Annotated in this window: 17 protein-coding genes and 1 other RNA gene; 4 read left to right on the top strand and 14 right to left on the bottom strand. The window is 67.7% G+C overall.

All coding sequences use genetic code 11. The features are described from left to right. Position 1 precedes the first annotated feature (1 nt). Complete coding sequence (moeA, locus tag C1704_RS02095) at positions 2 to 1,276, top strand: molybdopterin molybdotransferase MoeA (protein ID WP_104300525.1); 1,275 nt, start codon at positions 2 to 4, stop codon at positions 1,274 to 1,276. Here the strand turns inward: moeA and C1704_RS02100 are convergent. The 4 genes from C1704_RS02100 to C1704_RS02115 all read right to left on the bottom strand — a co-directional run bounded on the left by C1704_RS02100 (position 1,273) and on the right by C1704_RS02115 (position 6,951). Beyond that, entirely contained in the window at positions 1,273 to 4,341 is a 3,069-nt protein-coding gene (locus C1704_RS02100) for an efflux RND transporter permease subunit (protein WP_104300527.1), read from the bottom strand. The two genes, moeA and C1704_RS02100, sit on opposite strands and share 4 nt — an antisense overlap. Further along, positions 4,338 to 5,501 carry an efflux RND transporter periplasmic adaptor subunit gene (locus tag C1704_RS02105; protein ID WP_104300529.1) on the bottom strand — a complete coding sequence of 388 codons (1,164 nt, stop codon included), beginning with the start codon at positions 5,499 to 5,501 and terminating at the stop codon, positions 4,338 to 4,340. The genes C1704_RS02100 and C1704_RS02105 overlap by 4 nt, the downstream gene beginning before the upstream one ends. A gap of 132 nt (positions 5,502 to 5,633) precedes the next feature. Further along, positions 5,634 to 6,086, bottom strand: coding sequence for a ribonuclease HI (rnhA, locus tag C1704_RS02110; RefSeq protein WP_104300531.1), 453 nt, complete (start codon positions 6,084 to 6,086; stop codon positions 5,634 to 5,636). Positions 6,087 to 6,108: 22 nt separating this feature from the next. Continuing rightward, a complete protein-coding gene (locus C1704_RS02115; protein ID WP_170064601.1) occupies positions 6,109 to 6,951 on the bottom strand; it encodes a class I SAM-dependent methyltransferase in 843 nt (280 codons plus the stop codon). On the opposite strand from C1704_RS02115, the gene gloB reads away from it, so the two are divergent. Together gloB and C1704_RS02125 are read left to right on the top strand one after the other, a co-directional pair. After that, on the top strand, positions 6,950 to 7,720 hold the full coding sequence (gene gloB / locus C1704_RS02120) for a hydroxyacylglutathione hydrolase (protein WP_104300535.1): 771 nt from the start codon (positions 6,950 to 6,952) through the stop codon (positions 7,718 to 7,720). The genes C1704_RS02115 and gloB overlap by 2 nt on opposite strands. A 155-nt stretch (positions 7,721 to 7,875) precedes the next feature. Then, positions 7,876 to 9,369 carry a transglycosylase SLT domain-containing protein gene (locus C1704_RS02125; protein WP_336469929.1) on the top strand — a complete coding sequence of 498 codons (1,494 nt, stop codon included), beginning with the start codon at positions 7,876 to 7,878 and terminating at the stop codon, positions 9,367 to 9,369. Here the strand turns inward: C1704_RS02125 and C1704_RS02130 are convergent, their stop codons facing one another. From C1704_RS02130 to C1704_RS02150, 5 genes are all read right to left on the bottom strand, one after another. Then, positions 9,370 to 10,440 carry an ABC transporter substrate-binding protein gene (locus C1704_RS02130; RefSeq protein WP_104300537.1) on the bottom strand — a complete coding sequence of 357 codons (1,071 nt, stop codon included), beginning with the start codon at positions 10,438 to 10,440 and terminating at the stop codon, positions 9,370 to 9,372. It abuts the gene before it with no gap. A gap of 83 nt (positions 10,441 to 10,523) precedes the next feature. After that, a complete protein-coding gene (recR, locus tag C1704_RS02135) occupies positions 10,524 to 11,111 on the bottom strand; it encodes a recombination mediator RecR (RefSeq protein WP_104300539.1) in 588 nt (195 codons plus the stop codon). A gap of 10 nt (positions 11,112 to 11,121) precedes the next feature. Beyond that, positions 11,122 to 11,448, bottom strand: coding sequence for a YbaB/EbfC family nucleoid-associated protein (locus C1704_RS02140; RefSeq protein ID WP_104300541.1), 327 nt, complete (start codon positions 11,446 to 11,448; stop codon positions 11,122 to 11,124). A 25-nt stretch (positions 11,449 to 11,473) separates the two neighbouring features. After that, a complete protein-coding gene (gene dnaX / locus C1704_RS02145) occupies positions 11,474 to 13,273 on the bottom strand; it encodes a DNA polymerase III subunit gamma/tau (RefSeq protein ID WP_104300543.1) in 1,800 nt (599 codons plus the stop codon). Positions 13,274 to 13,317: 44 nt separating this feature from the next. After that, positions 13,318 to 14,031 (bottom strand): MgtC/SapB family protein, encoded by a 714-nt coding sequence (locus C1704_RS02150; RefSeq protein ID WP_104300545.1) that lies wholly within the window; start codon positions 14,029 to 14,031, stop codon positions 13,318 to 13,320. A gap of 76 nt (positions 14,032 to 14,107) precedes the next feature. On the opposite strand from C1704_RS02150, the gene ffs reads away from it, so the two are divergent. Continuing rightward, positions 14,108 to 14,205, top strand: an RNA gene (gene ffs / locus C1704_RS02155) — signal recognition particle sRNA small type. Between the two features lie 37 nt (positions 14,206 to 14,242). Here ffs and C1704_RS02160 read toward each other — a convergent pair. The 5 genes from C1704_RS02160 to C1704_RS02180 form a co-directional block, all read right to left on the bottom strand. Next, complete coding sequence (locus C1704_RS02160) at positions 14,243 to 15,223, bottom strand: DUF6708 domain-containing protein (RefSeq protein ID WP_146076017.1); 981 nt, start codon at positions 15,221 to 15,223, stop codon at positions 14,243 to 14,245. Positions 15,224 to 15,336: 113 nt separating this feature from the next. Then, positions 15,337 to 16,539: a DUF6708 domain-containing protein gene (locus C1704_RS02165; RefSeq protein WP_104300549.1), complete on the bottom strand. Its 1,203-nt coding sequence runs from the start codon at positions 16,537 to 16,539 to the stop codon at positions 15,337 to 15,339. Continuing rightward, on the bottom strand, positions 16,536 to 19,532 hold the full coding sequence (locus tag C1704_RS02170; RefSeq protein WP_104300551.1) for a T6SS effector BTH_I2691 family protein: 2,997 nt from the start codon (positions 19,530 to 19,532) through the stop codon (positions 16,536 to 16,538). Before C1704_RS02170 ends, C1704_RS02165 begins: the two co-directional genes overlap by 4 nt. Further along, positions 19,529 to 20,422, bottom strand: a complete 894-nt coding sequence (locus C1704_RS02175) for a DUF4123 domain-containing protein (RefSeq protein WP_170064602.1) — start codon at positions 20,420 to 20,422, stop codon at positions 19,529 to 19,531. Before C1704_RS02175 ends, C1704_RS02170 begins: the two co-directional genes overlap by 4 nt. After that, entirely contained in the window at positions 20,419 to 23,280 is a 2,862-nt protein-coding gene (locus C1704_RS02180; RefSeq protein WP_104300555.1) for a type VI secretion system Vgr family protein, read from the bottom strand. Before C1704_RS02180 ends, C1704_RS02175 begins: the two co-directional genes overlap by 4 nt. Between the last annotated feature and the right edge of the window lies 1 nt (position 23,281).

Genomic DNA, 23,281 nt, shown 5'->3' on the forward strand with positions numbered 1-23,281 from the left:
AATGACTTCGATCGAACAGATTGCCTCCTGCGTCAACGGCTACGACCCGAACGCCCTGCCTGTCGAGAAGGCCCAGGAGTTCATCCGGCGCTTCGTCCCCCGAATCACGGCCGTCGAGAAGCTGGCACTGCGCGCAGCGCTCGGCCGGGTGCTGGCCGCCGACATCATCTCCCCCATCGATGTGCCGTCGCACGACAACTCCGCCATGGATGGCTATGCCCTGCGCGGCAGCGAACTGTCCCCCGACCGCCCGACCCGGTTGCACATCGCCGGCACCGGACTGGCCGGGCAGCAGTTCCAGGGGCCGGTGACGGCCGGCCAATGCGTGCGCATCATGACCGGTGCCGTGATGCCGGAGGGGCTGGACACTGTCGTCCCCCAGGAGTTCTGCCAGGCCGACGCAGAGATCGTCACCATCCCGGCGGGTGCCGTGCAGCCCGGCGACAACCGACGGCTGCGCGGCGAGGACCTGGCGCGCGGACAGCCGGCCTTGACGGCCGGCAAGATCCTGCGCCCCGCCGATCTGGGCCTGTTGGCGTCTCTGGGGCAGGCCGAGGTTCCCGTGCTGCGTCGGCTGCGTGTGGCCTTCTTCTCCACGGGAGACGAACTGCGCTCCATCGGCGAAACCCTGGACGCCGGTTGTGTCTATGACAGCAACCGCTACACCTTGCACGGCATGCTGCAACGCCTGGGCGTCGATCTGTTGGACCTCGGCGTGGTCCGCGACAACCCGCAGGATCTCGAAGCGGCCTTCCGACAAGCAGCCGAAAGCGCCGACGCGATCATCACCTCGGGCGGGGTGAGCGTGGGTGAGGCCGACTTCACCAAGCAGATGATGGCTCGGCTGGGTGAGGTGGCCTTCTGGCGAATTGCCATGCGTCCCGGTCGTCCGATGGCTTTCGGACGCATCGAAAGCAATGGCCGTCAAGCCGTGCTGTTTGGTCTGCCCGGCAATCCGGTGGCCGTGATGATCACGTTCTACGCCTTCGTTCGAGAGGCCTTGCTGACGATGGCGGGGGCCACACCGCAGCCTCTGCCCATGCTGCGGGCGCATGCCGAGCAGGCCTTGCGCAAGAAGCCCGGTCGCACCGAATACCAGCGCGGCATCGTGCGGCAGATCGATGGCCGATGGCAGGTCGGCATCACCGGCTCGCAGGGCTCAGGCATCCTGAGCTCGATGTCGCAGGCCAACGGCCTCGTGGTGCTGCACCACAACCAGGGCGATGTTGCCGAAGGGGAACTGGTGGACGTCCTCCCCTTCGAGGGCCTGATCTAGGCGCCAACGGCCTCCTCCACCGACCGCGTGATCGGCCCCGGCGTGCTCTTGCGCGCGAACAGGGTGTACATGGTGGGCACCACGAAGATCGTCAGCAGTGTGCCCAGGGTCATGCCTCCCACGATCACCCAGCCGATCTGCTGCCGGCTCTCGGCACCTGCGCCGGTGGCGATGGCCAGCGGCACCGCACCCAGCACCATCGCCCCGGTGGTCATCAGGATGGGACGAAGGCGCAGGGCTGCCGCACGCAGCACCGCCTCCATCACACCCTTGCCTTCCTGGCGCTGCTGATTCGCGAACTCCACGATCAGGATGCCGTGCTTGGTGATGAGCCCCACCAGCGTGATCAACCCGATCTGTGAATAGACGTTGAGCGTTCCCCCCGTGAGCTTCAGGGCTGCCAGTGCGCCCACCATCGACAAGGGCACCGACAGCAGGATCACGAAGGGATCCACAAAGCTCTCGAACTGCGCTGCCAGCACGAGGAAGATGAACAACAGGGCCAGCACGAACACCAGACCCAGAGCCCCACTGGAGGCGCGGAACTCACGCGACACGCCGTTGAGTTCGGTGGCGTAGCCCGCCGGCAGCAATCGCTCCGCCGTCGCATCCATGAACTGCAGGGCATCGCCGAGAGCAAAGCCCGGGGCCAGGTTGGCAGTGATGCTCACCGAGCGACGCTGGTTGAAGTGATTCAGTTCGCGTGGCGATACCGCCTCACGGACGGTCACGAGGGACGACAGCGGAATCATGCGGTTGTCGCGCCCGCGGACGAACAGCCGCTCGATGTCGTTCGGGCGGGCACGACCGGCCGCATCCGTCTGCACGATCACGTCGTACTGCTCGGCGTCGCGTTTGAAGCGGGTCACGTTGCGTCCACCGAGCATGGTTTCGACGGTGCGGGCCACCTGATCGACCGAAACGCCGGCATCGGCGGCACGCTCGCGGTCCACCTCGATGTAGATCTCCGGCTTGTTCAGTCGCAGGTCTGTGTCGGGTTGGATAAAGCCCCCATGGCGGGTCATCTCCTCCACGAACTGCTGCGCCACCCGGTTGAGGTTTTCGTAGCTGTCTGAGGTCAGGATGACATAGTTGACCGAGCGCTCACGGAAGCCCTGACCCAGTGAAGGAGGCGTGATGGGAAAGGCGCTCACACCCGGCAGGCTCGCCAGCCGCGGCTGGAGTTCACGCGCAAGCTGCTGGGTGCTCCGCTGACGCTCATCCCAGTCGATCGTTCGCATGAAGGAGATGCCTTGGGACACGGTCGGGTTGCCCGCCACCACGAAGACGCGATCGAACTCCGGGATCGTCTGCCCGATGCGCTCGATCTCAAGCATGTACTTCTCGGTGTAGGCCAGGGTGGATCCATCCGGTGCGTTGACGTTGATCAGCACCACCCCCCGGTCTTCGATCGGTGCCAGCTCGCTGCGCATGCTGGTGAAAAGCCACCAGCTCGCCGCGCCGCTGGCCACCATCGTGAGCACGATGATCCATCGATGGTGCAGCGTCCATGCCAGCATCCGCTCATATCCGTTCGTCAGCGCCACGAGCGCACGCTCCATCCCGCGGTCGAAACGGCTGGGATTTGGGTTGTGGCGCAGCAGCTTGGAGCACATCATCGGCGACAGCGTGAGTGCCACGAAGCCGGAGATGATCACCGCGCCCGCCAGGGTCAGTGCAAACTCGACGAAGAGCCGGCCCGTGCGCCCCGGGGTGAAGGCCAGCGGCGCGTACACGGCCGCCAGTGTGAGTGTCATCGCCACCACGGCGAAGCCCACCTCCTTGGCACCCCGGATGGCTGCCGCAAAGGGCTCCATGCCCTCCTCGATGTGGCGGTAGATGTTCTCGAGCACCACGATGGCATCGTCCACCACCAGACCAATGGCCAGCACCAGCGCCAGCAAGGTCAGCGTGTTGATCGTGAACCCCACCGCTGCCATCAGCGCAAAGGCACCGATCAGGCACACCGGGATGGTGATGAGGGGAATGATCGAGGCCCGCATCGTGCGCAGGAACACGAACACCACCAGGGCCACCAGCACCACCGCCTCGGCAATGGTTGTGTAGACCGCCTTGACCGAACGGTCGATGAAGACCGAGTTGTCGTTCGCCACCTGCACCGTCACGCCGTCGGGCAGTTCCTGCTGCAATCGCGGCAGGAAATCACGCACCCCGGCAGCCACCTCCAGCGGGTTGGCGGTGGCCTGACGGATCACCCCGAGCGAGACCGAACGCTGTCCGTTCAGCCGCACGCTGGAACGCTCGCTGGCGGCCGCCAGTTCGATGCGTGCCACGTCGCGCAGCCGCACGGTGTAGCCCGACACCTGGCGCAGCGCGACCTGTCCGAACTGCTCCGGCGTGCTGAGGTCCGTCTGCGCCGTCACGCTGAACTCGCGCTGCTGCCCCTCGATGCGCCCGGCCGGGACCTCGAGGTTCTGACGGCGCAAGGCGTCTTCCACATCCTGCACCGTGACCGAGTAGGCCGCCAGCTTGTCCGGATCGAGCCAGACCCGCATGGCATATTCGCGCTCGCCGCGCACCAGCACGTCGGCCACACCCGTCACCGTCTGCAGCCGGGGCTTGACGATGCGAGAGATGATGTCGGTCACTTCCAGTGGCGACAAGGTGTTGGTCGTGAACGCGAGCCAGATGGTCGGCGAGGCATCCGCCTCCACCTTGGAGATCACCGGTTCATCGACCGAATCGGGCAGACGACCCCGCACACGGGCCACCCGGTCACGCACCTCGGCGGCAGCGTCGTCCGGATTCTTCTCCAGCTTGAAGCGCACCGAGATCTGGCTCTGCTCCTGGCGGGATATCGAGGTGATGATGTCCACCCCCTCGATCCCGGCGATCGAGTCTTCCAGGGGTTTGGTCACCTGTGACTCGATCACCTCCGAGGAGGCGCCCGCGAGCCGGGTGGCCACTGTGACCACCGGCTCATCGATGCGAGGGTATTCACGCACCTGCAGCCGCTCGAAGGACACCAGCCCCACCAGGAGGATCAGCAGCGAGAGCACCGTCGCGAAGACGGGGCGACGCACCGACACTTCAGAAATCTTCATGACGCCTTGCCCCCACCGACTTCGACCACCCGCAGCGACGTTCCATCACGCTGGATGCGTTGCTGGCCGGCCGTGACCACCACCGCTCCGGCCGGCACCCCGCGGACAATCTCGACCAGTCCCTGGCGACGCTGACCCAGCACCACTTCCACGCGGCGCGACACCTTGGCGCCCGCCGGTGCCGCGTCTGCGCCATCGACCACGGTGATCACGTACTGGCGTCCCCCCTGCGGCACGATCGCCTCTTCCGGCACCACCACGGCCTCGGCGCGCGAGGCCAACGTGGCTTCCACCCGTGCAAACATGCCGGGCCGCAGCAGGCCTTGCGGGTTGTCGATGGCCGCGCGCACAAGGACAGAGCGACCATTCGCATCAACCTGCGGCTCCAGCGCCTCGACCCGGGCCTCGAAGCGCCGGCCTGGCAGCGCATCGAGGCTGACCTGGGCAGCCTGGCCGGTGCGAAGCTGCGGCAGGTACCGCTCAGGCAAGCGGAAATCGACATAGATGGTGCGCAGATCCTCGAGGCTCACCAGATCAGTCCCCTCGCGAACGAAGTCGCCCACGTTGACCAACCGGATGCCCGCCGTTCCGTCAAACGGCGCCACGATGCGCATGCGCGCCAGCTGGGCCTGTGCCAGGGCCAGCTGGGCCTGCGCCACCTGAAGGTTGGCAGCGCCCTGGTCCACCGCCGCCTGGCTCACGAAGTTCTCGGCCAGCAATTCACGGTTGCGGGCATCGTTGGCCTGTGCAATGCTGAGCTGCGCCTGGGCCTGCTGGACCTGGGCGCGCAGCAGGCTGTCATCGAGCTGGACCAGCACCTGCCCTCGCCGCACAGGCTGGCCGTCCCGGAAGCCCAGCGAGGCCACACGCCCCGAAACCTCCGGCCGCACCATCACCCCCTGCCGCGACCGCAACGTGCCCACCGCCTGAGCCTCATCGGCCATCACCATCGTCCGGGCCTGGCTGACTTCCACGGCCACGGGCCCGCCCGCGCCCCCCCCAGCCCCACCGGCGGCGGGCACACGCGGGGCCGACGCCCCGCCGGAGGATCCCACCGAACCACTGGATGCCGCCCCGGGGCCTTGGTGCTGGTACCAGTACGCACCGGCACTGGCCAGTGCGATTCCAACCACGGCCACGACTGCATGGAGTTTCTTCATGGGGCAACAGCTAGTTTTGGGGATCGCTCACGAATGTAAGGGCAAGCGGCCCCCACTGTTCACACTTCTTCACAAGCCCCTCAGGGGGAGCCGAACGCATGTCGCACAACTCGCCCTGAAACCGGGCGCAGTTCACCCGACGCTTGCGGCGCCCCGGTTGGCCAGGGCATCGGCACGCTCATTGCCCGGATCGCCGGCATGCCCCTTGACCCAGCGCCAGCGCACGTGGTGCAGCGAGGCCAGTGCCTCCAGCCGCTGCCACAGCTCGACGTTCTTCACCGGCTTCTTGTCGGCGGTCTTCCAGCCGCGAGCTTTCCAGCCCGGCAGCCATTCCGTGATGCCCTTGCGCACATACTCGCTGTCGGTGTAGATCGTCACGTCGCAGGTGCGCTTCAGGCTGGCGAGTGCTTCGATCACGGCCGTGAGTTCCATGCGGTTGTTGGTGGTGGAACGCTCGCCGCCGAACAGCTCCTTCTCGTGGCTGCCCGCCACCAGCCACGCGCCCCAGCCGCCGGGGCCGGGGTTGCCCTTGCAGGCACCGTCGGTGTAGATGACCACCTGAGGTCGGGGAATTGTCGTGCTCATGAATCTCCGTGAAGTGACCGGCTCAGGACGCCTGCCCTGGCGGCTCGCTGGAATGCGGGTCGCGGCGCGCCACGACCGCCGGCGCTGCCTTGGCGCGCTGGCGCTGTTTCCATGACGGCCCGATCAGGCGCATGCCACGCACCCGCTTGACCGCCACCAGGAAGTACACGGCCCCCAGCACCGGCCACCAGCGATCGCCGGCAGGCTCCATCCAGCGATAGCGGTCCAGCCAGGCCTGGCTGCTCAGCAAGGGCCGGTAGCAGCCGAAGCGCCCGCCCTCGATCTCGAAACTCAGCAGGCGAAGCCAATCCCGCAATCGCCAGTAGCCGATGAACTCCCCGGTCTCCGGCAAGGGGGGCCGCCCCAGACCGATGCGCATGCCCATGCGCGCACACCGCTGCTGCAGGCCCCACAGGCTGGCCGGATTGAAGCCCAGGATGATGATCCGGCCTTCCGGCACGAGCACCCGCTCGACCTCGCGCAAGGTCTGGTGGGGATCGCCCGCCAGCTCCAGGCTGTGCGGCAGCACCACGAGATCCAGGCTCTGGGTCTCGAAGGGCAAGGCGTGGAAGTCAGCAACCACCGCACGAGGCGTGGCCCCGTGACCCGCTTCATCCCCCGCTGCGCCTTGCGCCGCAGCCTCCTCGACGCAGGCACCGAAAGGACGGTCGAGCAGCACCCAGCGGTGCGGCATGCGGTTGTGCCGCAGCGTGTCCAGGCAAGGCCAGCCGAGTTGCACCGCGTGGAACCCGAACAGGTCCCCCACGATCCGATCGACCTGTGCCTTCTCCCACGCCAACAAATACCGGCCTGCCGGGGTGAGCAGCCACTCATCCAAACCTATAATTTGCCTGTCTTGCCTCATGAAACTGCTTGCCTTACCCGCCTTCACCGACAACTACATCTGGATGCTCCACGATGGCCGCGAAGCCCTGGTGGTCGATCCGGGCGAAGCGGCGCCGGTGATCGAGGCCTTGCAGACCCACGGTCTCAGGCTGAGCGGCATTCTAGTGACCCATCACCACGGCGACCATGTGGGCGGCGTGGATGCCCTGCGCAGCGTGCTCCACGGACCTGTTCACGGCCCGGCGCGAGAGGCCATCCCCGCCCCCTTCACGCCTGTGGGCGACGGCCAGACGGTGGCCTGGAACGGGCTGCAGTTCGAGGTGATGGACGTGCCCGGGCACACCGCCGGGCACGTGGCCTACTGGTGCCCCGACGTGGATGGCGCACCGCTGCTGTTCTGCGGTGACACGCTGTTCTCGGCAGGATGCGGGCGTCTGTTCGAGGGCACCCCTGCGCAGATGAGTGCCTCGCTGGCGCGCCTGGCCTCGCTGCCGGGGGCCACACGGGTGTGCTGCACCCACGAATACACGCTCTCCAACCTGCGGTTCGCGCTGGCCGTGGAGCCCGGCAATGCCGCACTGGCCGAACATGCCCGCCACTGCGAAACCTTGCGACAGCGCGGACGCCCCACCCTGCCCAGCACCATTGGGCTGGAGCGTGCCATCAACCCTTTCCTACGCTGCCGCGAGCCGGCCGTGGCCGCTGCCGCCCGTGAACGGGACCCGTCGGCGCACGACGCCGTTGCCGTCTTTGCCGCCTTGCGCGAATGGAAGAACGAATTCCGATGATGTTCCTCACCGATGTTGCCAAGTCTGCAAGGCGAGTCCTGGGTTGCTTGGCGGTGGTCTCCGCCTTGAGCGGCTGCGCCGGACTCCCCGCACCGTCTGTCACGCCGGCCTCTGACGAGGCTGTTGCCACTCCGGCTGCGGCCTCCCAGGCGGAGGTGACAGCGATCACCCCGCGCCCCGTGCAGCCCGAGGCCTCGGCCCCCGCGGCCATGACCACACAAGCTCCTGCCGATGCCGCAACCGGGGCGGCAACGATCGTGGCGCCGCCGGACAGCGCCTCTGCAGCGGCCGAGACCGGCGATGTGCCCGACGAGGTGGCCTCGCAGGATCTCTGGGAACGCATCCGGGAAGGCTTTGCCATGCCCGACCTCGACAACGGCCTGGTGCGCAACCGCGAGCAGTACTACGCCGCCCGCCCTGACTACGTGCAGCGCATGACCGAGCGCGCGAGCCGCTACCTCTTCCATATCGTGGAGGAGGTGCAGCAGCGCGGTCTGCCCACCGAACTGGCCTTGCTGCCATTCATCGAGAGCGCCTTCAATCCCCAGGCCCTGTCCAGCGCACGTGCCTCGGGCATGTGGCAGTTCATCCCCTCCACGGGGCGGCATTACGACCTCAAGCAGAACCTGTTCCGCGACGAACGCCGGGATGTGCTGGCCTCCACCCGCGCCGCACTGGACTACCTCACGCGGCTGCACGGCATGTTCGGAGACTGGCACCTGGCCCTGGCCGCCTACAACTGGGGCGAGGGCAGCGTGCAGCGGGCCATCGCCCGCAACCGCCAGGCCGGACGGCCCACCGACTATGAAAGCCTGCGCATGCCCACGGAGACGCGCTACTACGTCCCCAAGCTCCAGGCGATCAAGAACATCGTGGCCCGCCCGGAAGCCTTCGGCCTGGCCCTGAACCGCATTGAGAACCACCCGTACTTCCTGACGGTCGAGATCCAGCGCGACATGGATGTGGACGTGGCCGTCGAGCTCGCCGGGCTGACCCGTGCCGAGTTCATGGCGCTGAATCCTCAGCTCAACAAGCCCGTCATCCTGGCCGCCGGCGTGCCGCAGCTGCTGCTGCCCTACGACAACGCCAAACTCTTCATGCGCAACCTGCGCCAGCACCGGGGCCCGCTGGCCAGCTGGACCGCCTGGGTGGTGCCCAAGACCCAGCCGCCCGCTGAACTGGCGCGTCAGGTGGGAATGAGCGAGGCAGAACTGCGTGCGGTGAACAAGATCCCCCCCAACATGGTGGTGAAGGCCGGCTCGACACTGCTCATTCCACGCAACGAGCGCAAACACGCCCAGGATGTTTCAGGGCACATCGCCGACAACGCCACCTTGGCACTGGCACCCAACCGCCCGGTGGGACGGCGGCTGGTGATTCGCGCTGCGCAGGGCGACACCGTGGCGCGGCTTGCCAAGCGCTACCGCGTCCCGGCGGCAGAGCTGGCCGCCTGGAACGGAGTCAGCCCATCGGGCCGTTTCGCTCGGGGCCAGCAAGTGGTGGTCTACACGCGCGCGACCCCTCGCCCGGTGGCCAAGCAGACAGCCCAGGCCCAGAAATCCGGCAGCACGCGCCAGACCACACGCCAGACAGCCAAGGCCCCTGTCAAACAGGGCAGCAAGACGCCGGTGAAGGTTGCCCGTCAGTGATCAGGCCGCAGGCCTGTTCCGGGCAGGCACTCTGGCGGCCAGGGCGTTGGTGTAACTGGCAGCCATGAGCGCTGCAATGTCGGGCTTCGGCCCCACGCCCTCCAACCCCTGGACCACCCGCCAGACGTTGCGCACGGCCTCATCCGCCAGCAATCCGTCGGTGGAGTAGGCGCCGCGCACCCGAAAAAAGGTGGCCAGGTACAAGGCTCTGTCGCCCAGTGCGTGCGACGGCGGCACGGTGGCCACGATGTCGGAGAGTTCAGCCGTCTGCAGCCAACGCAAGGCACGCACCACGGCATTCGTCAGTCGTTGACAGACCGCCGTGCGCGCCTCGACGTAGCCCTGGGGGGCGAAGAGGCAGGTCGAGGGCAGCGGACCGTCGAACACATCGGCAGCCCCTCGCACCGTGCGGGCGTCGGCCAGCAGGCGCAGCTCGCCCCGCTGCTCCAGCTGAGTCATGGCCGGGTCCGTATGGCTCAGGGCCTGCACCCCGCCGCTGCGAAATGCAGCCAGGGCAGGCCCAGGCGAGGGTAACTCCACCCAACTGACCTCCGCTGAACTCAGGCCGGCCTTGGCCAGCAGCGCCTGGGCCAGCAGGCGACTCAGCGAAGCCTGGCCCGCGACCCCGATGCGGCGACCCCGAAGCTGGGAGACATGCTCGAACACGGGGAATTCCTGGGTGGATACCCCCATGGCCACCATGGGGGCCCGCCCCGTCAGCACGAAGGCCTGCCAGGGCATGCCCCGAAGGCGCTGCATCACCACCTGAAGATAGGGGGCGGACACCACATCCACCCGTCGGCTGTCCAGGGCCTGGGTCGTCGCCGCATTCGTGCCCAGGCCCAGCAGGCGCACCTCCAGACCTTCGGAGGCAAAGTAGCCCAGCTGCCGTGCGACGGTCAGAGGCAGGTGGTAGAGGGACTCTTCACGCCCCAGGCCGATCGTGACACGCTCGCGCTCACGCCCACGGGCCACCGCCATGAAAGGTGCCGCCAGACCGGCCGATGCCGCCCCCACTCGCAGCAGCCAGCGCCGGCGAGTGATCGGAGGGACAGGCTTGAACGCATCCATGCCTCCACCTTAGGCAAGCACGGCACCTCCTCCCATAGGGACGGGTCCTGTCAGGGAAAGTCCGCGGGGCTCAGGCGGCCATCTCAGCGCCGATCCACCAGCGCGTGGGCAATCGTGCCGAGATCGACGTACTCGAGTTCGCTGCCGGCAGGCACGCCCCGGGCGAGCCGGGTGACCACCACGCCACGGGACTTGAGCGTTTCGCTCAGCACATGCGCGGTGGCCTCGCCTTCTGCCGTGAAGTTCGTCGCCAGGATCACCTCCCGAACGCCCTCTTCGCCCGCCCTCGCATACAGGCGTGACAAGCCGATGTCATGCGGGCCAATACCATCCAGCGGGCTCAGCTTTCCCTGCAGCACGAAATAGAGGCCCCGGTAACTCCCGGTGCGCTCGATGGCGGCCTGGTCAGCCGCCGTTTCCACCACGCACAGCAGGGCCGCGTCCCGCTCCGGGTCACGGCAGGTGGCGCAGATTTCGTCCTCGGTGAAGGTGTTGCAGCGCTGGCAGTGGCGCACGGCCGACATGGCCGTCTCGAGGGTCTGGGCAAGCAGCCGTGCACCGTCGCGGTCGTGCTGCAGCAGGTGATAGGCCATGCGCATGGCCGATTTCGGCCCCACCCCCGGCAGGCGACGCAAGGCCTCGACCAAGCCGTCGAGCGCACCGGGACTCATGGCCGCCCCCTCAGAAGGGGAACTTCATGCCCGGCGGCATGGGCATGCCGGCCGTGAGCTTGCTCATCTTCTCCTGGCTCACCTCCTCGGCGCGGCGCACGGCGTCGTTGAAGGCCGCGGCCACCAGGTCCTCGAGCATGTCCTTGTCGTCGGCCAGCAGGCTGGGGTCCACCGTCACCCGGCGCACGTCGTGCTTGCAGGTCATCAGCACCTTCACCAGCCCCGCGCCGGACTGGCCTTCGACTTCCATCTGAGCGAGTTCCTCCTGGGCCTTGCGCAGGTTGTCCTGCATGGCCTGAGCCTGCTTCATCAGGCCTGCGAGCTGTCCCTTCATCATGGCGTGCTTCCTTTCCTTTGAATCTTCAGAGCGGCTTGATGGAGCCTGGCACGACGCGCGCCGTGCTGAATTCGCTCATCAGGGCCTGGACATAGGGGTCGTTGAGTATGACGGCTTCGGCCTCCTGCTGGCGCCGGGCCTTGGCCGCGGCATCTCGGCGCGCCGGCGTGTCGTCGGTGGCGCCCACCAACACCTCCAGCCTCACCGGGTGGCCAAGCACCTCCGCCAGCGCCGCGGCGAGCCTCGCCTGGGCATTGGCCGATGCCAGGGTCTCGCGCTCCACGCGCAATTGCCAGCGTGGCGGTTGGGCCGTGTCATCCACAGCCACGCACTGCGATTGCAGAGCCAGCTCACGCACCAGAGCCGCCACCAGCTCACGTTCGATCATCTGCGCGGTCAGTGCCTGCCAGCGGTCTCCCAACGGCGTCGACTGCACGGACGGAATGACCGCTGGCTGAGGCTCGGCACGGCGCGGCGCTGCGGGCTGACGCTCCTCGGTGGGGTGCGGCGCAAGCGGCACATCATCGTCCCAGGGTGGGACATCGCCGCCTGCCGCGGCAGCCTCCGGAGCCGCCGGGCGCACCGCTTGCCGCGGCGGCACGGCTGCGGTCGCAGATTCCACGGCCGCGGGAGCCGCCGCCCTGTCCACCACACGCGGGGCCATCCGCGTGGTGGCGGTCTGGCTGCGCTGCAGCGGCGCAGCGGGCGGCCGCGAACTGCCCGGGGTCAACGGGCGAAAGGCCAGCATGCGCAGCAGCGCCATCGTCAGCCCACCATATTCATCGGGTGCCAGGCCCAGTTCATTGCGACCCTGCAGCGCAATGCTGTAGAGCAGCTGGGTGTCTTCGGGCGGCAACGACTGTGCCAGTGCCTGCAGCATGGCCGCGTCCGGGTCGTCGGCCTGCGCCACCTCAGGCACCACCTGCAGCACCGCCAGTTCCTGCAGGATCGTGGCCATTTCCTCCAGGGCCCCGGCCGCGGCCAGGCCGCGCACGCGCATCTCGTCCACCGTGGCCAACAACGTGACCCCGTCGCCAGCAGCCAGCGCTTCGAGCAGCCGGACCACATGGCCCCGATCGACCGCGCCCAGCATCTGGCGCACACCAGCTTCGGACAGCGTGCCCGATCCGAAGGCAATGGCCTGGTCCGTCAGCGACAGCGCGTCACGCATCGACCCGCGCGCCGCGCGAGCCAGCAGGCGCAAAGCTCCCCGCTCCGCGCTGATCTGCTCGGCCGCCAGCACGTGCTGCAGGTGCTCCAGCACCGTCTCGGGCGCCATCGGGCGCAGGTTGAACTGCAGACACCGCGACAACACCGTGGGCGGCACCTTCTGAGGATCGGTCGTGGCCAGCACGAACTTCAGGTACTCCGGCGGCTCTTCCAGCGTCTTCAACATGGCGTTGAAGGCATGGTTCGAGAGCATGTGCACTTCGTCGATCATGTAGACCTTGAAGCGCCCCACCACCGGCTTGTAGACCGCCTGGTCCAGCAGCTGCGAAATCTCGTCCACGCCCCGGTTGGAGGCGGCATCGAGTTCCACATAGTCGACGAAACGTCCGGCATCGATGTCGGTGCAGGCCTGGCACACGCCGCACGGTGTGGCCGTCACCGTCCCCTGCCCATCGGGCCCCACGCAGTTGAGCGACTTCGCCAGGATGCGCGACACGGTCGTCTTGCCCACGCCGCGCGTGCCCGTGAACAGGTAGGCATGGTGCAGGCGCTGCTGCGTCAGCGCATTCGACAGGGCCTGCACCACGTGCTCCTGGCCCACCATCTGCTCGAAGGTGCGCGGGCGGTATTTGCGGGCCAGGACGAGGTAACTCATGGGGGGCGATTCTACGGGGCGGGCTGGTGCCCGCCGGAAGACCTTCAGTCGCCCGCCGGCGAAATGCGGAACTCGCGCACCGAGGGCATTCCCGTGAGCGTGGTGGCCAGACGCCCCAGACCATCCCCCTCCTGCGTACGCACCACCATCCGGTACTCGAACGCCGTGCCCTCGGCTTCGAGCCGGTAGTTCAGGTTGGCAATCGAAAAGCCGTGCTCATCCAGCAGCGCGCGCAACCGCCCCTCCGGCATCACCTCATCGCGAGCAAAGCGCACGAAGAAATGGGCATGCTGCCGCGTCGGCAAGCGCCCCTCGATCAGCCGGAACAAAGCCAGCACCCCCAGCGTGAGCACGGTCGCCAGACTGGCCGCAAAGAAGAAGCCCACACCGATCAGGATGCCGATCGCCGCCGTGATCCAGATCGACGCCGCGGTCGTCAGCCCGCGCACCGACAGGCCCTCCTTGAAGATCACCCCGGCGCCCAGAAAACCGATGCCCGTCATGATCCCCTGCGCCATGCGCGTCGGGTCGATCTGCGCCCTCGTGGCGCCAGGCCCGGCAAACCATTGCGCGTGATAGACCGTGATCAGCATCAGCAGGCTCGACGCCAGGCACACCAGCGTGTGGGTGCGAAACCCCGCCGGACGCCCGTGATAACTGCGCTCCAGCCCGATCAGGCCACCCGCCATCACCGCGCCCAGCAAATGGATGCTGATCTCTCGATAGACCACGGGAACAAGCGCCAGCCACTCTTGCATGCCCCATCATGCCCAGCAAACGTGCGCCATGTCCAGCGACAAACCCCGAACGCCCGCGTGGCCTACAATAACCATTGACGGGCCTCCCCGCATGGGAGCGTGGCCAACCGGGTCAGGTCGGGAACGAAGCAGCCCTAACCATCGCGAACAGTGCCGGGGTTAAGGCTCGTCACCCCTCTCCTCGCCCTGCTCTCCTGAAGTCACCCTGTCTTCAGCGGTTGCTCTGCGCCCCAGCCGTCGCCTTCACGGCCGCAATCGCCTCTTCATCCCGAAACCCCGGCTCACGCCGCCAGGGGTCGTCGGGTTCGACGCGACACTCGTCTTCCACCCACTGCGGCCACTGTGGGATCTTGCTGGTGCGCATCACGATCCAGCGGAACAGGCTGATGGGCAAGAGAAATGGCTGAAAGAGAAGCTGCAGCAGCGGCAACCCTTTCATGCCACCAGTCAAACGCTCCCAACCAAAGAACCAACTTTCGCGTTGACGGTCAATGGCCGGCAGCATGATGAGCGGCGTTGGTTTGAGTGCTTCGAGTGCCGCACCCGGGCCTTCTTCCATGTAGAGGCGGAAGAACTCGAAAAACTGCCGAAGGTTCTGTCGCCCGGCTTCGCCTGCATCCACTAGGCTCAGGCCAATGGATTCCTTCACCGTGATGCCGTCTTTGTCCATCAGGTGACCCATTACGTTCAGGTCACCTCCGCCAAGGCCCACTTTGGTGTTGTAGATGGTCCAGTAAAGCTCATCCCATCCGGCCTTGAAAACGGTTCCATTGCGCCGAAAGGCGTACACCTGACGGTTCTTGCGGTTGAATCGGATGGGATAGTGGGTGTAGGTGAATGCGTCAGAGACAAGAAACTTCGCCGACCACCAGAGAATGACAGCCCCCAGTAGCAGCAACGCGAGATTCTCCAGGTAGCCCTTGAAGAGCAATTCATACAAAGAGACGCAGATCAGGTAGATCATGAGTGCGGAAACCACCGCCCCCGCCATTGCCACGAATCCCCGCATCGAATACCACTTGTCCACGCACTCGGTGAAGGTGCTATTGAACTTGATGAGAGAAAGGTCATAGAGAGCCTTGTCGCTGGCAGGCTTCTTGATGTCGAAGCGATGCTCGCGTTCGTAGTCATTGAGTCGCCTGTTTGTCGAGAAGCCTTTCGGTCCCATGCCATACGCGCTAAAGGTGGACATGGTGTGCACTCCTTACTTGGCAGATTTGCATACCGAACACCATCTGCTCGCGAACGCGTATGTCACTCGCCCACGGACTGCGGCAATCTCGCCCGAGGGATCCATATCAAGACTCACCACCCCGCCCCTTTTCGCACCGGCTCTCCAATGGCCTGGCGCACTGCCTGCGGCCACTCGTACACCCGCGAGGTGTGCGCCACCAGCCACAGGCCCGTGGCCAGGCCCCAGTTGATGGACAAGGGGATGTAGGGGGCGAGGAGAGCCATAAAGGCAATCGGGTTGCCATTCATCCTGATCCAGCCAGCAATGAAGAGAGCGAGGCCCGGAATACCAATCAAGTGATAGAACAACGTGATCCCCGGGTGCTCCTTCCACCACCAGCCATAGCGCGGCCCAAACGGGCCGGTGCGCCCGGCCGCCTGCCACCAGCTGGGCCGGTCGTCGCTGCGCTCGTCCAGCGGCTCGCTGGGGTGCGGCAGGTGCGGCCCGCGCTCTTCCATGAAGCGGCGGATGTGCTCCCACAGCGGGGCCACCATGGGCTCGGTCAGCGCCAGGCCCAGCGCCACCTGGAAGTGCCCGATCAGGGTGGGGTCCTCAGCACTCCTGCGCACCGTAAAGGCCAGCCGGTGGATGCGCCGCGCACCCGTGCCCGGGTTGGGCGCCACTTCGGTGTGGTGCTCGGCTTGCACCAGCTCCCAGTCGTACGCGCACGCCTTCACCGGCCAGGGCTTGAGCAGCCCCCACAAGCCCGGGGCCACTTCGCGCTGCATCACGTACACCTTGCGGTGAGCGCGATCGAAGATCACCGGCAGATCCCGCGGGCCGCCCCACAGCAGGCGTATCGGCGTGCCGACCATGTACAGAAGGAAGAGCAGGGAGAAGATGGCCATGAGCAAGCCACCGATGAAGAAGAACGCTTGATAGCCCAAGCCGTCGATCGAGTAGATGAAGGGCCAAGTCATTGCCCATGCGCCAATGGCTGCCCCCCCCCCACCCACCAGAAGGCCAATGGCCGCCTGGATCATGGGCATGCCTTCGAGCTCCTGGCGCATCGCCGTGAACTCGATGGCTTCGGGGTAGATGGCCTTGATCCAGCCGTAGGCCTGCGGTTGGGCCGCGGCTCTTTGCTGCTTGTCGTAGCGCCCCAGCGCCGGGCGCAGGCGCACGCCGCCGCGCTTCTTGACTTCTTCCACACTCGCGCTGCTGGCCGCCACCCGCTCGCCCGCCGCGTAGATGGGCAGCACGTGCTGGCCGTGCTCGTACAGCGGCTCCAGCACCCTGCGCTCGCCCAGGCCCGTGTCCACACTCTTGCTCACGGCATCGGCCCCAGTTCGCTGATGGATTGCGGACGCCGGGCTTCCCGTGCAGCGTCGGCCGGGTTGACGCCCTGGCCCAGTGCTTCCAGGGCCAGGATCTCCTCGTCCAGGGTTGCAAACTTCGTGGGCCCCACCCCAAAGTACGTGCGCCGGATGAATTCTTGCTGCGCACTGGGCGTGAGCACGATGGCCACGACCTCGCCCACCAGGGTCAGGCCCAGCAGGATCAGGCCCCAGCCGGTCAGGCCCAGGCCCAGGCCGGTGGCTGCGCGCAGGCCCAGGTGGGTGCTCACGCGGCGCACGGCCATGTTGGCCAGCCGCGCGCGCGCCGCCCCACGCCACAGCGCCCCTTGCGTGCCCAGCCGCCGGTTGATCACCCCAGCCACCGCGCCCCAGGCGAGGATGCCGCTGGAGGCGGTGAAGCCCAGTGCGGCCCCAGTAGATGAGAAGTAGGCTGCCGCGCTCGCCTCGTTTCCTGCTGAAATGCTTCGAGCAGCCTTGATTCCCTGCCCCACCGTCAACGAGAACCCAGACGCCGCCCCCGCCACACTGCCCACAGCCTGCAGCACGGCCACAGACACCGCTCGCTTGGCGGCTTGCTCGCCCAGACGGTGGGTGAGGCTGGCGCCCCAGGCCGCTTCGGCAACCTGAGCGCCGCCGGCGACGGTCCCCAGAAGCGCATCCACTGTATTGACGAAGTCGAGTGCACTGCCGGAAGTTGACCACTTCTCAAAGTTGCTCACCACCCCCACCCCATTGATCCACAGCCCCAACAAACCGATCTGGCCTTCCAGCGTGAGGGCGGCTCCGGGCAGGGCACGGGCGAGTTCGTCGGTCAGGGCCACGGCCTTGTGCTGCCAGTGGGCTTGGGCGTGCACCAGGCGCGCGAAGACCTCTTCGCTCACGCGCAGTGCTCCGGCCGGTGCGGCGGCGGCTGCCGCGCGGGCCGCCGCTGCGCCGGCCACACTGCCCGCGCCACTGGCGGCCAGGTCGGCGGCCGCCACTCCGGCTGCGCGCGCCTCCACCGTGTCGGTGGCCAGCTGCAGGCGGATGCGCGCCTCGCGGCTGGGGCCGGCCATGCGCTTGAGTTGGGTGTTGCTCAGGGCATCGGCCCCGGCTGCGCGGCGCCGGGCCATGAGGTCCCGGGCTTCTTGCAGGCTGAGTTCGATCTCCACGAGCAGCGGCCGGCGCAGCGCACTCTGCTGGACGGCGCTGTGGCCCGCCAGCGCGATGGTGCGGCTCACCATCATCGCACCTGTGAGGCGCTGCTGCAGCCTGGACGATTGCCCCGCCAGCGCGGAGGCCGTCGGCATGGTGGCCGCCGCCAGGCCCAGCAGCGAGGTCCAGGACTGGGTGATCACAAGCGACGCCCCCACAAAGCCCGGTCGCGTGAGCCAGCTGTACCGGGCCATGAAGGGGTGCACCGGCATCCCCTCTTCCAACGCGGTGAACAGGCCCGCGCTCAGGTCGTGGAGCTTGTCGGCGCGCTGGTCCAGCAGATACTGAGCCACCCCCTCCTTGAGCGCCGCCTGGTTGCCCAGCAGGGCGTGCCAGACATAGGCGTCCGCGTCAGTGGGGCGCTTGTCGAGCTGGGCGCGATAGCGTTCGTTGAGGTCTTGGGCTTCGCTCAGGGGCGCGGGCGTCCAGGCGCTGGCCACTTCGCGCGCAAAGGCTTCGCCCGGGCTGTGGTCTTGCGCGGTGCCAACCCTGTTGGGGTCTTGGTCGTCGAAGTGCAGGTTGAGGTAGCGGGCCAGCTCAGGGCTGTGCAGGGCGGCCATCCAGTCGGTCTCCAGCCGGGCCTGCGGTTCCCCGTGGGCGGCTCGCATGGTCTGCTCGAACTGCTGCCTCCAGCGCCCGATGTGGGCTTCGTCCAGGTAGTTGCGGTAACGCTGCCAGTTGCGCTGGGCGGCTTCGAGGGCCCATCGCTCGGCCCGCTGGGCGTGGTCGGGAAACACCACCCGGCCCATGCCCGGGCCATGCTGCACAAGGTCTTCCCGGGCCGTGAAGGGCTCCCACCGCGTGCCTTCCGGCCATCCGCGGGGGTGGGGGCGCACGCGCATGAGGTCCTTGAAGGCCCCGCCGTTCATCACCGGGCTCACAGCCTCCCAGCTGTGGGCCTCTTGCTCGTCGATCACGGCCTGCCGCAAGCCCTCCAGCATGTGCAAGCTGGCCAGCGGGTGGCTGTGCTCGGGGCGCGCCAGGGCCTGCTTGGTCAGTTCGTGGCGCGCCAGACGCAGGGCGTTGAGTTCGGCCGCGTATCCCAGTGGGTCGGGCAGCACCACGGCGAGTTCGTGGCCTGCTGTCTTGGGGTGGGCGGCAGCCGCTTGCCGCAGGGTCTGGGCCATGTGCTCGATCTGTTCCGGCCGGGCCAGGCTGTTGAAGGGGTACAGGGGTTGCAGCCTGGCTTCGATGCGGGGCAGATGCCAGGCCGGCACGTTGCACTCCAACACCTGGCGCCGCAGGTTTTGCGCATCGGGCTTGAAGGCGGGGGCCGCGGTGGTGCCAAGCCGCACTTCCACCATGGCCTGGGGATTGGCCCGGTTGCGGGCCTTGAGCCCGTCACTCCACAGGTTGGCGCTGAAGGCCAGCCAGATGGACTGGCCCATGAGTTCGTGCGCCTGCGCAATGGGCAGCAACCGAAAGCCCGAGGCGTTGTGTTCGGCGCGGGTGCATACGGTCTCGGCCGACGGCACGCCGAAGGCGGGATGGTCTTGGGCCAGAAGATGCGCCTGCTCGGTGACGCGCCAGGTTCGCCATTGGTTCGTCTTGGGGATGTAGAGATGAACGTAGCCGGCGCGTAGCAGCCGCAGCACGGGACGGGTTTGCGTGAGGCCTTGGGGGGTGAAAGGAGCGACCAGCTCAGGGTCGGGACGCGCATGGGCCGATCCGGGCGCTTGCAGATCGCTGTGCAGTGCAATGGGGCTGGGGCGCAGCAGCAACAGCGACAGCCCGCTCTTGTGGCAATACCGGCATTCCTTCGCGCTGGCGTTCATGGTGCTCTTCCTTCCTGGTCTGTCTTGTTCTTGAGGCCGGCGTGCGCCACAGCGGCGCGCCATTGCGCATCGCTGACCGGCGCCGATTGTGCCGCCACGGTGACATCGGCCGTCATCACCCGGCGTGCCTGGTGCTGGGCGATGTGCGCGTGAATGGCGGGGCCTTGCGCCATCACGGCCCATTGCGCTTTGCTGAAGCGGGCCAGCGGCTGCGGGTCTGCAGGCTCCTGTGCGTCAGCGTGGGCTGCTGCGCATAGGCCCTGCCAGGCCGCATGGGCATCCAGCCAGTGCCAGTGCTGGATGGGCGTGAGTCGCTCGGCCACATGACCTGCCCCGAGAACATGGACCATCAGGCTCCATACCCGGCGGTCAGCCACACGCAGGTAGCGTGCCGTGGTGGCCGCTTCGGTGCTCAGGGTCAGCCAAGCCGACAGCATTCTCGTCAGTTCTGGGGTTGGGGCCGCACTTTGCAGCCAACCGCCCACGCGGTGGGGTACGCCCTCATGGCGTGTATCGGTCCAGCTTGCAACGGCTTCTTGCACAGCCCAGCCGACTGTGATGTCCAGCCAGGGATCCTCCGCTGCGTCGAGTTCCACCAGGTACGGTGCGAGCGCGGAGTCAAGTACGACACCCGGCGGCAGCGCGAGCGCATGGCTCGCGCGCCCCCAGACTTGACTGCGATGGTCGTTCAAGTCCGCGAGACTCAGACCTTGCGGCAGGGGCTGTGTCATCACGGGATCACCCAGCACAGGATCGATCAACACATAGACCGCAGCGAGCGACAAGCTCCATTGCCCCCGAAGTTCGGCTGCCCTTCTCGCGGTCAAGGCTTGCGCCGTGGTCCGCGGATCAAAACGGCTGGCCAGCACCGGCGCGTCCGACAGGTTCACAGCGCACTTTCCCCTTGCACTGCCGCGTCCCGAATCTTGCTGGGGCATGGTGCCAGCGTCCCTACCTGGGGCATCTGCAAAGACGCACTCGCGCTGCCCGCCCCTTCCAGGCTGCGCACCGTTGCTTTGAACTGCGCCCGCCCCGGGGTGGTCAGGGTGATGTTGGAGCCCTCGATCTTCAGGCCCGAGCCGGCGGCGGTCATGAGCAGGTGTCTGGGCGCCTGGATGTGGATGCCGGCGTGGGTGCTGGTGACGTCCACCCGGCCCTGGGCGGCGATGCGCGTGGCGCCGCTGGCGCTGCGGCTCGTCACGCTGCCGCTGGCCGCGTGCAGCCGGATGCCTGTGTCCTGGATGGGCCGCCGAGGGTTGCTGGCGCGTCCGTAGGTGTACCCCACGATGCCTTGGGCGGCCATCACGCTGTGGTGGCGCTGGGCCATGTGCTCAAGGTCTTGCCCGGCCACCAGGCTCAAGCTGGCCCCCGCACTCACCAGGTGGTGGGCCGGGGTGGTGAAGGCCAGCCCGCCCGGCGCACAGGCCAGCAGCTCGGGGCGGCCCCAGGCGCTCACACGGCCCTGTCCGCCGCCGATGGCGCTGGGCGGGCGGTCCTCGCCGTCGCTGAGGGCCGGCGCGCCGGCCCCCACGGTGTCGGTGGCGGCCAGGCTTTGCTGGGCCGCTTGCCAGCCCGTGTGGTTGGCAAGCCGTTCGCTTGGCGCCTGGGCTTCGGTGTGGGCCTGGTGGTCGCGGGCGCTTTGTGCGAGGCTGTGCTGGAGTTGCTGGCCGCGGCCGAGCTGGGCCTGGGCTTCGCGGGTGTCGAGCTGGTGGCTGGCCTGGGTGGAGCCACCAGGGCGGGCGTGGGCGCTGAGCATGAGGCCGGCGCCTGCGCGCACGGCGCCGCTGGCCTGGGTGCGCAGCTCGGCACCATGGCCGCGCGGCTGCAGGCGCTGGTTGTCGCTCTGGTGCAGCAGGTGACCCAGCTGGAGCTGGCTGTGGGCGGTGGTGCTGCTCAGTTCGATGCGGCCCTGGCCCGGGGTGTCGTCGAAGACGAGCTGGTTGCACCCGCCCGTGCCATCCTGGCTGGCGGTGAGTTCCTGGCTCTTGTAGCCCGACAGCACGGCGGGGTGCTGGTGGCCTTCCATCGGCGCGGCGTCGGCCTGGGGCTGGGCGGGCGCCGCACTGCCGGGGAACCAGGCAGGCGCGTTGCCGGTGGAGCGTGCGGCGCCGCCATTCACGTCGTTGCCTTGGCCATCTTCGCGGGCCCGGCCGTTGTAGACCGCACCGATGACCACGGGGCGATCGATGTCGCCATCCAGGAACTGCACCACGACTTCCTGGCCCAGGCGCGGCAGGCTGTGGGTGCCCCAGTTGTCACCCGCCCAGGATTCGGCCACGCGCACCCAGGTGCCGCTGGCATCGCTGGCCGGGGCGTCGTTGCGGTCGTCGTCGCTGCCGAGCCGGTGGCTGGACTGTTCGCCGCGTTGCCAGTGAAACTGGATCTTGAGGCGGTGGTCGCGGTCGGTGTGAACGGGGCCCTCCAAGCCCACGACCAGTGCGGTCTGGGCGCCCACCACCGTGGGGCGGGGATGCACCGGGGCTTGGCCTTCGAGGCCGTCGAGCACGCTGGCACGCACGGCATGGCTCAGGGGCAAGGCAAGGAGCTCCTGGCGATAGATGGGGCGGTCGTCTTGATCGCGGGCATCGCTGGCGGTGGGGAGGTCGATGTGGGCCCGAGGGTCGGCCCCCAGGTTGTTGCGGACGTGGTGTACGACGCGCAGCACGGCATAGCGGGCGTCGATGCCGCCCGGATGCCGCGGGTGGCCGCTGAGAGTGAAGTGGCAGCCGGCATGCAGGTGGCGCGCGCTGCCGCGCCCTTGCGCGAGGTGGCTGCGTGCAGCGAGGGCGTCCATCCAGCGCTGGGCCAGGCGTTGGCCCTGGGTGCTGTCCTCGTAGGCATACAGGCCGGGCACATCGGACCAGCCCGTGGCGTCGGCGGCGCATGTGCCGTTCTGGCTGAGCTGGGGTGCAGCATCCACCTGCACGGGGCGCATGCCCACGCTGCGGTAGTCCCAGCTGGCCAGGCTCACCTGGGCGGCGTGACTGCGCCGTTGTTCGATCCAGTGGTGCACGCTGTCTTCGGTTGTGCTCGCCACGGCTTGGGTGTAGCGCACGCACTCGGGCCGGGCAGGCGCCAGGGCGCCGTTGTGGTCGGCGATCACGAGGGTGTGGCGGCCCAGGGTCTGGCCTTGGCCGGCTTCGTGTTCGAGCCACCAGAACAGGCCTTCTTCTCGCAGCAGGCGGGACACGAAGGCGAGGTCGCTCTCTTGGTACTGGATGCACAGGGACCGTTGCGGGTAGGCCTGGGTGTCGGCCAGTGCCCAGCGCCAGGCGGGCATCAGCGCGGCCTGGTTCTGGTAGCGGGCAAAGACTTGATCCACGATGGCCGGCACGCTCAGGCCCTGGAAGCAGCGGCTGTCCACCCGGTGGGCCAGCAGGCTCACCCAGGGTTCGATGACGAGCGCATGACGCGCCCACCCGGCGTCAGAGCCCAACAAACTGGCGCGGGTGATGTGGCCGTGGAAGGGTCGCAGCTCGGTGCGGCTGGCGGCCGTGAGCAGGTCCAGACGTGCAGGTTGGCCGATGAGTTCGTTCAGATCCAGGTGGGCGCTCACGCTCAAGGCCGTAAGTTCGATGCGCAAGCCGCACACGCCCTCGCAGGGGCCGATGCTCTCGGTGACAGTGGCCTCCTCGGCCAGCAACACCTCCGGGCCCAGCGGGGTGTGCAGACGCAGCAGCCGGTCGTGCTGGCTGAAACCCGCCAGCGCGGCACGCACGACCTGGGCCAGGTCGGACAGATGGGTCATC

The sequence above is a fragment of the Caldimonas caldifontis genome (assembly GCF_002930615.1).
Lineage (GTDB): Bacteria > Pseudomonadota > Gammaproteobacteria > Burkholderiales > Burkholderiaceae_C > Caldimonas > Caldimonas caldifontis.